At 59.1% G+C, this 15,010-nt stretch carries 16 protein-coding genes; 11 read left to right on the forward strand and 5 right to left on the reverse strand.

What is annotated here, in order from left to right; translation table 11 throughout:
- Positions 1 to 12: 12 nt before the first annotated feature.
- From FPZ52_RS02345 to FPZ52_RS02360, 4 genes are all read left to right on the forward strand, one after another.
- The gene (locus tag FPZ52_RS02345; RefSeq protein ID WP_146363333.1) at positions 13 to 1,719 is read left to right on the forward strand and encodes an acyl-CoA dehydrogenase; all 1,707 of its coding nucleotides are present in this window, start codon (positions 13 to 15) and stop codon (positions 1,717 to 1,719) included.
- Positions 1,716 to 2,762 carry an MBL fold metallo-hydrolase gene (locus tag FPZ52_RS02350; protein ID WP_240804387.1) on the forward strand — a complete coding sequence of 349 codons (1,047 nt, stop codon included), beginning with the start codon at positions 1,716 to 1,718 and terminating at the stop codon, positions 2,760 to 2,762. Before FPZ52_RS02345 ends, FPZ52_RS02350 begins: the two co-directional genes overlap by 4 nt.
- 76 nt (positions 2,763 to 2,838) lie before the next feature.
- Positions 2,839 to 2,973, forward strand: a complete 135-nt coding sequence (locus tag FPZ52_RS02355; RefSeq protein WP_146363335.1) for an aa3-type cytochrome c oxidase subunit IV — start codon at positions 2,839 to 2,841, stop codon at positions 2,971 to 2,973.
- A 29-nt stretch (positions 2,974 to 3,002) separates the two neighbouring features.
- Positions 3,003 to 3,689: a hypothetical protein gene (locus tag FPZ52_RS02360; RefSeq protein ID WP_205758599.1), complete on the forward strand. Its 687-nt coding sequence runs from the start codon at positions 3,003 to 3,005 to the stop codon at positions 3,687 to 3,689.
- Here the strand turns inward: FPZ52_RS02360 and FPZ52_RS02365 are convergent, their stop codons facing one another.
- Positions 3,690 to 4,019, reverse strand: coding sequence for an AzlD domain-containing protein (locus FPZ52_RS02365; RefSeq protein ID WP_146363337.1), 330 nt, complete (start codon positions 4,017 to 4,019; stop codon positions 3,690 to 3,692).
- Positions 4,016 to 4,723 carry an AzlC family ABC transporter permease gene (locus FPZ52_RS02370; protein ID WP_240804388.1) on the reverse strand — a complete coding sequence of 236 codons (708 nt, stop codon included), beginning with the start codon at positions 4,721 to 4,723 and terminating at the stop codon, positions 4,016 to 4,018. Before FPZ52_RS02370 ends, FPZ52_RS02365 begins: the two co-directional genes overlap by 4 nt.
- Before the next feature lie 65 nt (positions 4,724 to 4,788).
- On the opposite strand from FPZ52_RS02370, the gene FPZ52_RS02375 reads away from it, so the two are divergent.
- Genes FPZ52_RS02375 through FPZ52_RS02390 form a run of 4 tightly spaced genes read left to right on the forward strand, consistent with a single transcriptional unit; the run spans position 4,789 to position 8,031 of the window.
- Positions 4,789 to 5,667: a formate dehydrogenase accessory sulfurtransferase FdhD gene (locus tag FPZ52_RS02375; protein ID WP_240804389.1), complete on the forward strand. Its 879-nt coding sequence runs from the start codon at positions 4,789 to 4,791 to the stop codon at positions 5,665 to 5,667.
- Complete coding sequence (gene mobA / locus FPZ52_RS02380) at positions 5,664 to 6,287, forward strand: molybdenum cofactor guanylyltransferase MobA (protein ID WP_146363341.1); 624 nt, start codon at positions 5,664 to 5,666, stop codon at positions 6,285 to 6,287. Before FPZ52_RS02375 ends, mobA begins: the two co-directional genes overlap by 4 nt.
- Positions 6,284 to 6,778 carry a molybdopterin-guanine dinucleotide biosynthesis protein B gene (gene mobB / locus FPZ52_RS02385; RefSeq protein WP_146363343.1) on the forward strand — a complete coding sequence of 165 codons (495 nt, stop codon included), beginning with the start codon at positions 6,284 to 6,286 and terminating at the stop codon, positions 6,776 to 6,778. Before mobA ends, mobB begins: the two co-directional genes overlap by 4 nt.
- Complete coding sequence (locus FPZ52_RS02390) at positions 6,775 to 8,031, forward strand: molybdopterin-binding protein (RefSeq protein ID WP_146363345.1); 1,257 nt, start codon at positions 6,775 to 6,777, stop codon at positions 8,029 to 8,031. Before mobB ends, FPZ52_RS02390 begins: the two co-directional genes overlap by 4 nt.
- Positions 8,032 to 8,034: 3 nt before the next feature.
- Here the strand turns inward: FPZ52_RS02390 and FPZ52_RS02395 are convergent, their stop codons facing one another.
- Entirely contained in the window at positions 8,035 to 8,925 is an 891-nt protein-coding gene (locus FPZ52_RS02395) for a hypothetical protein (RefSeq protein WP_146363347.1), read from the reverse strand.
- 20 nt (positions 8,926 to 8,945) lie between these two features.
- Positions 8,946 to 9,416 (reverse strand): transcription elongation factor GreA, encoded by a 471-nt coding sequence (greA, locus tag FPZ52_RS02400; RefSeq protein WP_146363349.1) that lies wholly within the window; start codon positions 9,414 to 9,416, stop codon positions 8,946 to 8,948.
- 259 nt (positions 9,417 to 9,675) lie between these two features.
- On the opposite strand from greA, the gene FPZ52_RS02405 reads away from it, so the two are divergent.
- The 3 genes from FPZ52_RS02405 (at position 9,676) to FPZ52_RS02415 (ending at position 13,968) form a co-directional block, all read left to right on the forward strand.
- Positions 9,676 to 11,328: an electron transfer flavoprotein-ubiquinone oxidoreductase gene (locus tag FPZ52_RS02405; protein ID WP_146363351.1), complete on the forward strand. Its 1,653-nt coding sequence runs from the start codon at positions 9,676 to 9,678 to the stop codon at positions 11,326 to 11,328.
- A 143-nt stretch (positions 11,329 to 11,471) separates the two neighbouring features.
- Positions 11,472 to 13,136, forward strand: a complete 1,665-nt coding sequence (locus tag FPZ52_RS02410; RefSeq protein WP_146365633.1) for a tetratricopeptide repeat protein — start codon at positions 11,472 to 11,474, stop codon at positions 13,134 to 13,136.
- Complete coding sequence (locus FPZ52_RS02415) at positions 13,090 to 13,968, forward strand: 4-(cytidine 5'-diphospho)-2-C-methyl-D-erythritol kinase (RefSeq protein WP_240804391.1); 879 nt, start codon at positions 13,090 to 13,092, stop codon at positions 13,966 to 13,968. Before FPZ52_RS02410 ends, FPZ52_RS02415 begins: the two co-directional genes overlap by 47 nt.
- On the opposite strand, the gene FPZ52_RS02420 is transcribed toward FPZ52_RS02415, so the two are convergent.
- Complete coding sequence (locus FPZ52_RS02420; RefSeq protein ID WP_146363353.1) at positions 13,961 to 14,962, reverse strand: polyprenyl synthetase family protein; 1,002 nt, start codon at positions 14,960 to 14,962, stop codon at positions 13,961 to 13,963. The genes FPZ52_RS02415 and FPZ52_RS02420 overlap by 8 nt on opposite strands.
- Positions 14,963 to 15,010: the final 48 nt, after the last annotated feature.

Consider the following 15,010-nt stretch of genomic DNA (forward strand, 5'->3'; position numbering starts at 1 on the left):
AGGGAGTCGTACATGCCTTTCACCGCGCCAGTATCCGAGTTTCAGTTCCTGCTTGGGCATGTCGTCGGCTTTCCCGAACTTGCGAAGACCGACAGGTTCGCGGATGCGACAACCGACACCGTGGATGCGATTCTGACCGAGGCTGGGCGTCTAAGCGATCAGGTCATGGCACCGCTCCAGCGCAACGGTGATCTGACGCCCGCCGTGTTGGAAAACGGTGCGGTGCGGACCTCACCGGGTTTTGCGGATGGCTATAAGGCCATTGCGGAAGGTGGTTGGGTCGGAATTTCGGCTGATCCCGAATTCGGGGGTATGGGGCTTCCCCTGACACTGGCGACCGCTGTGAATGACATGATGTCCGCTGCTTGCCTGTCGCTGCAACTGAACCCGCTTCTGAGCCAGGGCCAGATTGAGGCCTTGGAAAAGCACGGTGATGACGCGATGAAGGCGCTCTATCTGCCCAAGCTGACCTCCGGCGTGTGGACGGGCACGATGAACCTGACAGAGCCGCAGGCGGGCACTGATGTCGGTGCATTGAAAACGCGCGCAGTGGATAACGGCGACGGGACTTTCGCGATTACCGGTCAGAAGATTTTCATTTCCTGGGCCGATCACGACATGGCCGACAATGTCTGCCACATGGTGCTTGCGCGCTTGCCTGATGCTCCGGCGGGGACAAAAGGCATCAGCCTGTTCATGGTTCCCAAGCTGTTGCCGAACGACGACGGTTCACTGGGTCAGGACAATGGCATTCGGGTCGTTAGCCTTGAACATAAAATGGGTCTGCATGGCTCGCCGACTGCTGTGCTGGAATTCGACGGTGCGACGGGCTGGATGGTAGGAGCGCCTAATACCGGCATGGCGGCGATGTTCACCATGATGAACAATGCGCGTCTGGGTGTCGGTGTTCAGGGGATCGGTGCGGCGGAAGGAGCCTACCAGCATGCTCTGAGCTATGCGCTGGAACGTCAGCAGGGGCGCACGCCTACCGGCAAGCCCGCGATCGCCGATCACGCCGATGTGCGCCGCATGCTGCTGGGTATGAAGGCTGATATATTTGCCGCGCGGTCAATCGCGTTGTCCTGTGCTGTCGCAATAGACATGGCGCAGGCAGGGCAAGGCGACGACTGGGCGGCGCGTGCGGCTTTGCTGACACCTATTGCCAAGGCGTTCGGAACGGATGTTGGCATCGAAGTGTCCAGTACCGGTGTGCAGGTACATGGTGGAATGGGCTTCATCGAGGAAACGGGGGCAACTCAGTATAGCCGTGATGTGCGAGTTACCGCCATCTATGAAGGCACGAACGGGATTCAGGCCATGGATTTGGTCGGGCGTAAACTGTCTGATGGTGGCGAGGCCGCCGAGCGCCTGATTCACGAGGTGCAGGACGACGTTGAAAAAGCCCGCACAGCGCTGCCGGATTTGGCACGCGCGGTTTGGGAAGCCGCTGAAAACCTGCGCGAGGCGACCGAATGGATGCTTACCTGCTCGGATATGAATGATCGCTTTGCCGGAGCTGTGCCCTATTTGCGCGCCTTCGCTCGGGTGCTTGGTGCGCATTTCCACCTGAAAGCAGCGCTTGCGGCCGATGCAAAAGGCCCACGTCTTGCGGTCGCACGCTTCTATATCGAACGGCTTCTTCCCGAGCACACTGGCCTGCTGGCGCATGCGGGTGTAGGTGCGAAAGGACTTTATGCCATCGACCTGGAAGATTTGTGACCGACCACGTACCGACCGACAAGATTCGTTATCCCATCGAGGAACTGCCAGCGGCAGGTGAAGCGATACAGATCGCGCCCGGCATCCTGTGGATGCGCCTGCCGCTTCCGATGGCGCTGGACCATGTGAATGTCTATGCGCTGGAGGATGAAGACGGCTGGACCATCATCGACACGGGTCTGAATACCCCGATCCTGCGCGACCTGTGGCGGGTCCTGCTGGATGGTCCGCTGTCCGCCAAGCCAGTGCGCCGGGTGCTCGTGACACATTACCACCCCGACCATGTCGGGCTTGCGGGTTGGTTTCAGTCCGAGTTGAAAGCCGAGCTTTGGATCACTCGGACAAGTTGGCTGTTCGCGCGGATGCTGCAGCTGGATGAGCAGGTGCACCCGGTATCCGAGGTTGTCGAATTCTGGCGCCGCGCGGGTATGCCGGCTCAGATGATCGAAAAGCGCCGCTCGGAACGGCCATTCAACTTCGCAGATGCAGTCGCGCCATTGCCCGTGGGCTTTCGGCGGTTGATCGAGGGAGAGTCGATCCGCCTGGCCGATCGGTGCTGGCGCATCCACATGGGTCATGGCCACGCGCCGGAACACGCGACACTTTGGAGCGAGGATGACCACTTGATCATCGGCGGGGATCAGTTCCTACCGCGTATTTCGCCGAATGTGGGTGTGTATCCAACCGAGCCCGAGGCCGATCCACTGAAGGGCTGGCTGAATAGCTGTCGTGCCTTCTCAGGTCTCGCGACCGAAGATCGATTGGTGTTGCCCGGCCACAATCGCCCATTCTACGGATTGCCCTTCCGGCTGCGCCAGTTGATCGAGAATCACACCGCCTCGCTTGACCGGCTGGTCGAGTTTTTGCGCGCCCCCCGCGTCGTGACCGATTGCTTCGTCGTTCTTTTTCGCAGGCCTATTTCTGATGGCGAATACGGTCTGGCAATGGGCGAGGCGCTGGCCAACCTGAACCATTTGCTGGCTCAAGGTCGCGTGACGCGCAGCTTGCGTGAGAATGGCGCATGGGTGTGGCAGGCGGTTTGACGACGCATTATCGTGTCGTGACAGGGGCAGGAAAATTCGCTAACAGACCTTCAAACGGAATTCGAGGGAAGCAGGCATGGCCGACTACAAGCATGGGGAAATGAACATCGAAGCTCAGGAAAAGACCTATGAAAGCTTCGTCAAGATCGTGGCTTATAGCGCGGTCGCAATTCTGGTATTTCTTGTCTTTCTCTATCTCGTGAACGGCTGATTCATCCGGTCACGAGAACCGAGGTTCCGATGTTTGCATTGATCCGGGCGCGCGGTGCCCTTCTGGCTCTGGCTGCAACACTTGCGTTGTCCGCGTGTGGTGAAAGCATCTATGCGCCTGACGAGGTGGTGGAGCAGTATCGCTACAGCAGCGGCGGTCAGCCTAGCATCGCGCTCGTCACGAATATCAACAACCGCACGAATGGCGGCGCGCATTCCGCGCTGATCATCGACGGGCCGGAGCGGGTGGTTTTCAACCCGTTCGGTACCTGGAGCCATCCCCGGTCGCCCGAACGCAATGACGTCCATTTCGGCTTCACGCCCGATATGGAAGACTGGTTCATCGACTACCATGCACGTGAAACCTACCGCGTCGTGATTCAACGAGTGAGTGTCTCGCCTCAGACAGCGGCCATCGCGCTGGAGCGGGCCAAGGCGTACGGCGCGGTCGGGCCAGCGCGCTGCACGATTGCGACGTCAAGCGTTCTGCATGGACTGCCGGGGTTCGAAAGCTTCCCCATAGTGCTGCACCCCAGCAAGGCGATGAACAACTTCGCGCAGGTTCCGGGTGTCCAGACCAGTATTTATGTCGATGATAGCCCCGACAACTGGTCGGATCTGAAGGGCAAATACCCGACAGGAGCGGAAATCAAGGCGGTGCCTGAGCAGCATATGGCACGGGCAATTCCGAAATCGGAGCTGCCGCCGGAAGAGTAATTAGCCGAGCAAATACATCATCGCGTAGAGCGTGACGAGCCCTGCGCCAATGGATGCCAGCACGTTCTTCGTCCAGATGCCCACGATGATTGTTGCGCTCGCGGCGGCCAAGCGGGCGGGATCGGGTTGTCCATCCGTCGCAGCAGGCCAGAGTACCATGGGTGCGGCCATGCCGGGCAGGACGGCAACCGGCGTGTAGCGCAACATCTTGAGTACCCAGCCGGGCAGTTCCCGGTCGCCGATCAAACCGAGAAACGAGAAACGGATAAGGAATGTCCCGATTCCCAGCAACACTATGATCGTCCAGATAAATGCGGGCGACTGCGTCATTTGCGGGCCTCCATTCGGGTTTCCACCAACGCGCCGACAGCCATCGCGCAGCCTGCTGCGACCAGAAGTCCTGTGCCGACAGGCATCCAGCTTAAGGCAAGCGCGACGACGATAGAGGTCAGCGCGGCGGCGACATGAGCGAATGTCTTGAGCATCGGCGCGAACAGCGCGATGAACGTGATTGGTAGCGCGAAGTCGAGCGCGAATTCCGGCGGAATGCTGGATCCGATAACCGCGCCGAGAAATGTCATCGCATACCACAAGGCGCAGATTGGCAGGATGCAGCCGAAGTAGAAGGCGTAGCGCTCTGCGGTGGTCATGTCGGGCCGTCTTTCATATTCGACCGCGCATACCGCATAGGATTGATCGACAAGGAAATAGGCGACGATCGCGCGTTTCCATAGCGGGGCATCGCCCAGATGGGGCGTAATGGAGGCCGAATACATCGCCATACGCAGGTTCACTGCAAGCGAAGTGGCCAAGATGAAAAACGCAGGCGCATTGTCGGTCATCAACTGAACAGCGGCGAATTGCGATGCGCCTGCGATGACCAGAAAGCTGAAGCCCATCGTCTGGGTTAGGTTCAGGCCGGCCTCAGTTGCGACGACGCCAAACAGCATCGAAAAAGGTACGATTACGAGTATGAAAGGCGCGCCGCCTTTCATGCCTCGGATGAATTCGGATTTCATGGTGGTTGTCGGCATTACTTCGTCCTACTGTGCCACCAAAGGGCCATAGAAGAAGCAGAGCGGAGTTGCAATTGTCGGGCGTGCTCGATTCAACATCTGATTATCTGATTGCGCCGGACCCGGATCGCTCGGGTCTGACACGCAAGGTGAAGGGCTCCGACCAAACGGGTGCGGAGGTGTCGATTTCGGTTGTCGAGGAACGACCGCTCACCATCTACCTCAACAGCCGCGAAATCGTGACCGCGATGACAATTGGCGATTATCCGGAGTATCTGGCGCTTGGTTTCTTGCGTAACCAACGGATGTTGACGAATGCCGACGAGGTGACCGGCGTCGAGTATGACGACGATCTGGAGGTCGTGGTCGTCCGAACACGCACGGAAACGAATCATGAGGCCAAACTCGCCAAGAAAACCCGCACATCAGGCTGCGCAGTCGGGACGGTGTTCGGGGACATGATGGATGGGCTGGATGATCTGACCTTGCCGGTCGCTTCAGTCCGCATGTCGGAACTCTACGCTTTGGCGAGTCGCATCAACCGCACTCCGAGCCTCTATCTAACCGCGGGTGCAATTCACGGGACGGTGTTGTGTCAGGGAAATAGACCCTTGGTCTATATGGAGGATGTCGGACGCCACAACGCGGTCGACAAGATCGCGGGATGGATGCTGTCTGAAAACGTGGGGCCAGCGGATAAGCTGCTTTACACTACGGGGCGGCTGACATCGGAGATGGTGATCAAGACGGCGTTGATGGGCATCCCAGTGCTCGCGTCCCGGTCAGGCTTTACGGCATGGGGCGTGGATATCGCACAGCAGGTTGGTCTGACACTGATTGGGCGGCTTCGGGGCAATCGGTTCGTTTGTCTGTCTGGTCGGGAACGAATTTTGCGCGACGTGGACCCGACGACCGTTCCGTTCGAGAGTGTAAAGCACAGACGCAAAGGAGCCGCGGAATGAAAGCACCGTTGGGGGTGATCCTTGCAGGAGGTCTCGCACGCCGCATGGGAGGTCGGGACAAAGGGCTCTTGTCTCTTGGCGGGCGCCCGATCCTCTCCCATGTAATCGATCGTCTTTCGCCTCAGGTGACCGATTTGGTGTTGAACGCCAACGGAGACCCCGCGCGGTTTGCGTCCTTTGGTTTGCCTGTCGTCGCGGACACGACGACGGGGTTTCCCGGCCCGCTGGCAGGGGTTCTAGCAGGTATGGAACGGGCAGCCGAGGCGGGTCTGGATCACATCGTTACAGTCGCTGCAGACACGCCTTTCTTTCCTTGCGATCTGGTACCGCGGCTGCAGTTGGGGGCCGAAGCTTCGGGCTTGCCGTTGTCGCAGGCGGCGACAGTGACCGAGGCCGCTACGCCGAGGATTCACCCGACCTTCGGACTGTGGCCTGTCGTGTTGCGTGACGATCTGCGTGAGTGCCTTCAGTCCGGAATGCGCAAAATTGTTCTTTGGACCGAAAGGCACGGATGCGCACCGGTTCTGTTCCCTCGTGTGGGGTTTGATCCGTTCTTCAATGTCAATACACCTGATGATCTGGACCGCGCCGAGGAACTTATAACGGAGCACACTTCGTGAGGCTCTATGGTGTGACCGGCTGGAAAGACGCGGGGAAGACCGGCCTGATGGAACGGCTCACCGCAGAAATCACCTCGCGGGGTTTCACAGTGTCGACAATCAAGCATGCGCATCACGATTTTAACGTCGATCAGCCGGGCAAGGACAGCTATCGTCACCGTGCAGCAGGGGCAACCGAAGTGCTCGTGTCCTCCGCAGATCGCTGGGCGCTGATGCACGAGCTGCGGGGGCGCGAGGAGCTTCCTCTTGAATTATTACTGTCCAAGTTGTCACCAGTCGATCTGGTTCTGATCGAAGGGTATAAACGCGACCGGCATCCCAAGATCGAAGTCTGGCGGTCTGAAACCAACCATGCCTTGATCGCGCCGGGAGATCCAACCGTCCGCGCGATCGCGAGCGACATCTCCGTCCCGGACTTGAATGTACCTCGCTTTCATATCGACGACACAGTTGCCGTGGCGGATTTCATTATATCAGAACTGCGCTTATGACATCCGACCGCTTACCCGATGACTGCTTTGCGTTGCCGCCTGGCGTCGATTGGACTCCCGTGGACGTGGCGTTGCGAGGCCTGCGTGACCGCTTGGAATGCGTTGTTTCGGTGGAGCGGCGGCCTGTCGATCAAGCCTTGGGTTGTCGTGCCGCCGCTGATCACCATGCGCGCCGCGCGAACCCACCTACAGCGAACTCGGCGGTGGACGGGTATGGGTTTGCGTTCGATAGCGTGCGCGCCTTTCCGGCGACCTTGCCTTTGATCCAGGGGCGGTCCGCTGCAGGATCACCGTTGTCAGAGGCGGTTCCCGCAGGCCATGCTGTTCGAATCCTGACCGGTGCACCGATACCAGCAGGCGTCGATACAGTTGTTCTGCAAGAAGATGTAAGCATCGAAGGCGGCACGCTTTCGCTGCCGGGTTCCATCAAGTGCGGTGCGAACACGCGCAAGGCCGGCGAGGATGTCTGCGTAGGGCAGGTCGCGCTTGGTGCGAGCCGACAGATCACCGCTGCAGATATCGCGCTGACGACCGCGCTGGGGATTGACGGTCTCGACGTCTACAGACCGCTTCGCGTTGGCATCTTGTCAACTGGAGATGAACTGGTTCCAGCAGGATATTTGGCGCCGGATAATGCGGAAATCTACGACGCCAACCGCCCGATGCTGTTATCGCTTGCCCGGCGATGGTCGCATGAAGCCGTGGATCTCGGACATGTGCGGGATGATCGTGGCGCCTTGCGCCGGTGTTTGGATGAGGCCGCACGATCGGTAGATGTAATTCTGACGACCGGTGGCGCGTCGGCAGGTGATGAAGATCACGTGTCTAGCCTGTTGCGGGAAGAAGGGACGCTCAACCACTGGCGCATCGCGATCAAGCCGGGACGCCCTCTTGCGTTGGCCATGTGGAAAGGCGCGCCTGTCTTCGGCTTGCCCGGAAATCCGGTGGCAGCATTCGTCTGCGCGCTTCTGTTCGCGCGACCATCGCTTGAGGTGATGGCTGGCGGGGTTTGGCTTGAACCGCAGTCCTTCGATATCCCGGCGGCTTTTGAGAAACGCAAAAAGGTCGGACGCCAGGAATACCTGCGCGCGCGCGTCAGAAATGGTCGTGCGGAGGTGTTTCCGTCAGAAGGCTCCGGACGTATTTCGGGTCTCAGCTGGGCCGAAGGTCTCGTTAAACTGGATGACGGCGCGCGGAGCATTGCACCGGGCGATCCGGTGAGCTTCATTCCCTTCGGCAGTTTCGGTCTATAGCGCTCAGGCGAAAATCCCTGACACACGCCCGAGCAGCATGAAGGCGCGGGCCGTGCGGGTGTCAGAAAGTCGCGCGAGGGTCGCATCATCCATGTCCGGTTCGACTTCGCATAGCATCTGGTCGAACCGCCGCAGGAAATGGTGCGCGGCATCACGAAAAACGGGATCCTCACGCATTCGCGTTGAACAAATGGCGAGGCTTGAGCGGTCACGAATACCGCCGACCGCTCCGATTGAGCCGCCGCGTTCGCCTTGGGCAAAACGTCGCCACAACTCAGGTCTTGCTCGTTCCGGCGTCAGGTCGTCCATGTAGATCCCGTCTTGGGACAGAAGTGTCAGCACATCCTGCGACGCTTGGACAAGCTGTCCGGTTTTGTGGTGTTTCAGCGCTCGACGCAGCGCACGGAAGCCCTCGGTGTCGTCCTGACTCTCTGGGAAATGCAGGGCGGCAACGAGATCAGGGTGAGGCAGCGGAGGCACGACCGGCGATTCTTCAGCAGCAAATTGCATGGTCGCTTGCGGTGCCAGTGTTCCGTTGTCGCGCGTGCTGGCAAAAGTGACGGGCGGTGCTGCAGCGGGCTGCGGGCCCGGCTGATCGACGTTCTCTTTTAGCGCTCGGGCACGCTGTTCTTCATGGAGCCGGGCAAGATCAACGCGAAGAGCCGACGCTTCAGCGCGCAGTGCGGCTGCTTGCTTGGCTGTCTGCACCGCGAAGAAGATCAGCCCTAGTGGAACCGCGATTGTCAACAGAACGCCGAGCCACGATCCGCCTGCCTTAAGAACCAACAAGAACAGCAGGCACAATGCGATCCATACCGCGGCAACGCTCACACCGATCAGCGTGATACGGCGACCTGTCTTATACTGAGACAAATGGCGGGCTGTATCGTCCATCTGCGCCCCTGCTGGTCTGCTCAGCCATATGTGATCGAGAGAATCTCGTAGCTCTTTTCGCCGCCGGGTGTGCGCACCTCGACGCTGTCACCTTCTTCCTTGCCGATCAGAGCACGGGCAAGCGGCGATTTGACGTTCAGCTTGCCTTTCTCGACATCGGCTTCGGGTTCGCCCACGATCTGATACGTCTTTTCTTCATCGGTGTCTTCGTCGACCAGCTTGACCGTGGCGCCGAATTTGATCGAGCCGGACATCTTCGATGTATCGATTACGTCCGCCCGCCCGAGAATCGCTTCGAGTTCCTTGATGCGGCCCTCTATGAAGCTCTGCTTTTCGCGTGCTGCATGGTACTCGGCGTTTTCCGACAGGTCGCCGTGTTCGCGCGCTTCGGAAATCGCAGAGATGACAGCGGGTCGCTCCACCGACTTGAGTTGTTTCAGTTCTTTATCGAGCGCAGTGTGCCCCGCGCGTGTCAAAGGTATCTTATCCATGGGTCTCTTCGTCCTGCCCGTCACTCCGTCCCAATAGGGCGGAACGCCTTGGTATTGCGGCACCTCATCAAACCGTCGCGACGATTGCAAGCGATCTTTGCTTGCGACATCTCGTCCGGCGGCAATCTGTGCATGACGCTGTAACGTGGTGTCGGAATTGACCCTATGCAAGGGGGCGGGGTAGTCATGCCGGAAAGTTAAGTCCGGTCAGGCCGGTCCACCCACAGGCACCGCCAATGGTGTGCAGGAGGCAGAAGATATGAACGACACTCCGACGCGCGAGTCGATGGAATACGACGTAGTCATCGTGGGCGCGGGCCCTGCGGGTCTGTCCGCGGCAATCCGGCTCAAGCAGCTTGATGCGGAACTGGAGGTCGTCGTTCTGGAAAAGGGCTCCGAGGTCGGTGCGCATATCCTGTCCGGCGCCGTTCTGGACCCTTGCGGGCTTGATGCGCTGATCCCCGATTGGCGCGAGAAGGATGCCCCGATCACGGTGCCGGTCAAGAAGGACAACTTCTATCTTCTGGGCGAGGCGGGCCATGTGCGCCTGCCAAACTTGGCCATGCCCCCGCTGATGAATAACCACGGCAACTACATCGTTTCGATGGGCAATGTCTGCCGCTGGATGGCCGAGCAGGCCGAGGCTCTGGGCGTAGAGATATTCCCGGGTATGGCCTGCTCCGAACTCGTCTATGGCGAAAACGGTGAAGTCGCGGGTGTTGTCGCGGGTGAATTCGGCAAGGAAGCCGACGGATCGCATGGCCCAAGCTATGAGCCTGGCATGGAGCTTCGCGGCAAGTACGTATTTCTCTCCGAAGGGGTTCGCGGGTCGCTCAGCAAACAGGTGATCGAGAAATACGACCTGTCTGCCGGTCATGAGCCGCAGAAATTCGGCCTTGGTATGAAGGAAATCTGGGAGATCGACCCCGCCAAACACCGCGCAGGCACGGTCACACATACGATGGGCTGGCCCTTGGGAAAAAATGCAGGTGGTGGGTCGTTCATCTATCATCTGGACAACAACCAAGTCTATGTCGGCTTTGTCGTGCACCTGAACTACAAGAACCCGCATCTTTACCCCTACATGGAGTTCCAGCGCTTCAAGCATCACCCTATGGTTGCGGCGCTGCTGAAGGGTGGCAAGCGCGTGGCATACGGTGCGCGCGCGATCAGCGAAGGCGGTTGGCAATCGATCCCGAAAACGGCCTTCCCGGGCGGCGCCTTGCTTGGCTGCTCAGCAGGGCTGGTCAACGTCCCGCGGATCAAGGGAAACCACAATGCGATGCTGTCCGGTAAGGCGGCGGCGGAAGCTGCAGTTGAGGCCATCAAGACCGGGCGTTCGGGCGATACGCTGGAGTCTTATGATGCTGAACTGCGGTCCGGTCCCATCGCCAGGGACCTCAAGCCGGTGCGGAACGTGAAGCCCCTTTGGTCAAAGCTGGGTCTGACGGCATCCCTCGGGCTTGGTGGCTTCGACATGTGGACGAACACATTCGGGTTTTCGCTGCTGGGCACCCTCAAGCACGGCAAAACGGATGCCGAATCCACGGGCGAGGCCAAGGATTATCCGAAGATCGACTACCCCAAGCCCGATGGGATGCTCAGTTTCGATCGCCTGACGAATGTGAGTTTTTCTTTCACCAACCACGAAGAGAGCCAGCCTGCGCATCTTAAGCTGAAGGATTCGACCATTCCCGTCACGGTCAACCTGCCGAAATATGCTGGGCCGTCTGCGCGGTATTGTCCTGCCGGGGTTTATGAGTTCGTCCAGGAAGATGGCGCAGAGCCACGCTTCGTCATCAATTTCCAGAACTGTGTGCACTGTAAGACTTGTGACATCAAAGACCCGACGCAAAACATTGTCTGGACCACGCCGCAGGGCGGGGATGGGCCGAACTATCCCAACATGTGACGCGATCACATCACTGTGACGGCGCATGGCGTGCGGGAACATGTCGCGCAGCCCCGCATTGATTGCCTTACCGGGATGAGAGGTCTAGGCTTGTCGGGTAATAGTCGCGGGGAGAATTGGAATTGCGTCTGTCTGTACTTGTAATGGCCATGTGCGCCGCGACCGCGACCAGCGCGTTTGCTTTCGGTAATTCCGGATCTTATCTGGCGGCGCGGCATGCGGGCTTTACGGGCGATTTCGAAAAGGCGGCGCAGTATTTCGCTCAGGCCCTGACGCTTGATTCTGGTAATCCAGATCTTCTGGAAAACACGGTCGGTTCCAATGTCAGCCTGGGGCGCATTGATGATGCCTATCCCGTTGCCGAGCGGATGCTGGGTGCAGGATTCAACAGTCAGGTCTCTGAGATGGTCGTCGTAGCGCGACATGCGCATCTAGGCGAGTTTCAGGAAATTCTGGCCAAGCTGGATGAGGGCAAGTCGATTGGGCCGCTTCTGGACGGGCTGCTACGGGCTTGGGCACTGCTTGGCTCGGGCGATGCGACAGCGGCGTTGGTGGCGTTTGACGATGTATCCACGCAGCAAGGGTTGGAGTCTTTCGGGCTGTATCACAAGGCGCTGGCGCTTGCGTCCGTGGGCGATTTCGAAGGTGCCGACACAATCTTGTCCGGCCGCGGCGGAACAACGCTGAACGTGACCCGCAGAGGCGTTGCGACCCATGTTCAGGTGCTCAGCCAGCTTGATCGCGAAGAAGAGGCGATCGAGTTGATCCGCGCCGCCTTCGGATCGACTCCGGCGCCTTATTTTGAGCGTCTTCTGGCGAGACTCGATGCAGGCGAAAAAATTGCGTACGACATCGCGACGACGCCGACGGAGGGTATCGCGGAGGTGTTTTTTGGTGTCTCGGGTGCGCTGATCTCGGAAGCTCCTGCAACATACACGCTGCTCTACAGCCGGTTTGCAGAATACCTGAACCCGAAGCATATCGACGCCGTTTTGCTGAGCGCATCATTCCTCGAGGAGTTGGAGCAGTACGGGCTGGCGACGGAGGCCTACAACAAGGTGCCGCCGGATAACCCCGAATTCGTGGTTGCTGAAACGGGTCGGGCAGAGGCGCTGATCGCCAGCGACAAACCCGACGCTGCGATCGAAGTCCTGACCCAACTGGCCAAGACCAACCCTGATTTGTTGCTTGCACAGGTTACGTTGGCGGATACGCTGCGTCGTCTGGATCGTTTCGAGGAAGCCGCGCCGGTCTACGATCGCGCGATAGAGATGATTGGCACGCCGGAGCCTCAGCATTGGATCGTCTATTTTTCGCGTGGAATCGTGCGCGAACGTACCGATCGCTGGGATGAATCTGAAGCGGATTTGCGCAAGGCGTTGGAATTGAACCCCGACCAACCTCAGGTGCTGAACTATCTTGGTTATAGTCTTGTTGAGGAACATACCGATCTGGACGAGGCGCTGGAGATGATCGAAAAGGCCGTCGAGGCGCGGCCCGAAGACGGCTACATCATCGACTCGCTTGGTTGGGCGCAGTTCAGGCTTGGCCGGTATGAGGAGGCTGTGACCCATCTGGAAGATGCCGTCCAGTACGAGTCCATTGACCCGATCATCAACGACCATCTCGGCGATGCGTATTGGGCGGTAGGGCGCAAGCTGGAGGCGCAATTCCAGTGGCGGCGTGCCTTGTCCTTCGATCCGGAGGAAGAGGAGGCAGATCGCATCCGTCGCAAGCTGGAAGTCGGTCTGGATAAAGTGCTTGAAGAGGAAGGGGCAAAGCCAATTGCCGTCGCTCGCGAAGGTTGAGGTTTTTGCTCCCGCCAAGATCAATCTGACGCTTCACGTTACGGGGCAACGGGCGGACGGGTATCACCTGCTCGACAGTCTTGTCGCATTCGCGGGGGTTGGGGATCGCGTGATTGTCGAACCCGGAGAAGGGTTTTCAATCTTAGGCTCCTTCTCGAACGACCTGTCTGTCACTGATGACAATCTCGTTCTTCGGGCGCGAAATTTGTTTGGCGACCGGGAACGGGTCAAGATTGAACTTCACAAATCCCTGCCGATCGCATCAGGTATTGGCGGCGGGTCGGCTGATGCAGCGGCCACTCTGAGGGCGATAAGCGATCTAACTGGCATAGCCCTTCCGTCTAATAAGGCGATCCTGTCGTTGGGGGCTGATGTGCCGGTTTGTCTTGCCGGGCGGTCATGCCGGATGCGGGGAATCGGCGAGTGGCTTGATCCGGTTGCGAGGCTGCCGGAGGCGTGGTTTGTCTTGGTCAATCCGGGTTTATCGGTTCCAACGCCGGCTGTGTTTCGTGCTCTCGAAGATCGTAATGGTGTCCCAATGCCTGATGAGCTGCCGCGATGGACCTCGGTGAATGAGTTGGCTGAGTGGCTTGCCGGGCAGCGCAACGATCTGCAACGCCCCGCGATAAAGATTCAACCCGCGATTGAGACCGTTTTGCAGGCGCTGCAAGAAACCGATGGCTGCCTGATTTCCCGAATGTCTGGCTCCGGTGCAACTTGCTTTGGTCTGTTTGCAGATGCGGCACAGGCCAATCGAGCGGCTGCAGACATCGCGAAGGGGCGCCCGGATTGGTGGATTGCGCCTGCGCCGATTCTGTCGGGCGCTAGCTGACCCGCGCGACGACGAAATCGGCGAGATCAATCAACACATCTTTAATGTCGGTTGCCGGGAGCGGAGCCAGCGCGGATTTGGCTTTTGTAGCCCAATCCAGTGCTTCTACGCGTGTCTCTTCCAATGTGTTGTGTTTCGCCAACAGATGGCACGCATGCTCTAGGTCGTCGTCACCCTGCTTGCCGATTTCGATCACGCGCCGCCAGAACGCGCGCTCTTGATCGTCGGCCTGTGCGACGGCCTTGATCACGGGCAAGGTCAGCTTTCGTTCACGGAAGTCATCACCGATATTCTTGCCGGTTGCGCTGGTTGAGCCACCATAGTCCAGCAGATCGTCAACGATCTGGAAGGCGATCCCCAATGCGTCGCCATAGGCGCGCAGTGCGGTGATATGCTCCGGCTGCGCATCGGCGATCACGGCTCCAGATTCGGTTGCGGCGGAGAACAAGGCGGCCGTCTTGCCGCGAATGACTTTAAGGTAAACGTCTTCATTCGTTGCCAGATTGCGGGAGGCTGTTAATTGCAGCACCTCGCCTTCGGCGATCGTGGCCGAGGCGTTGGAGAGAATTTCCAGCACTCGCAACGATCCGGGTTCCACCATCAACTGGAACGCGCGCGCAAACAGATAATCTCCCACCAGCACGGACGACTTGTTGTCCCAAAGCAGGTTGGCGGTCGGTCGGCCACGCCGTTTGTCGCTTTCGTCCACGACGTCGTCGTGTAGGAGCGTCGCGGTATGGATAAACTCCACTGTTGCGGCAAGATGTACGTGATAGGGGCCATCATAGCCGCATAATTTGGCGGAGGCGAGGGTCAGCATCGGACGCAGCCGCTTGCCGCCAGCATCCACCAGATGCGCCGTAATTTCTGGGATGCGCGGGGCGTTTTCCGACACCATCCGTTCATGGATCAGCCGGTCAACGGCGGCCATCTCGGTTTCGAGCATGGCACCCAGCGCTTCGTGGGGTTTGACGGCAGCGGTATCCAAACTCATCACGGTTCCGTCAGTTCTCTCGACAAGGTGGCTCACTTGCCTTTAGGT

Source organism: Qingshengfaniella alkalisoli (assembly GCF_007855645.1).
GTDB classification, from domain to species: Bacteria; Pseudomonadota; Alphaproteobacteria; order Rhodobacterales; family Rhodobacteraceae; genus Qingshengfaniella; species Qingshengfaniella alkalisoli.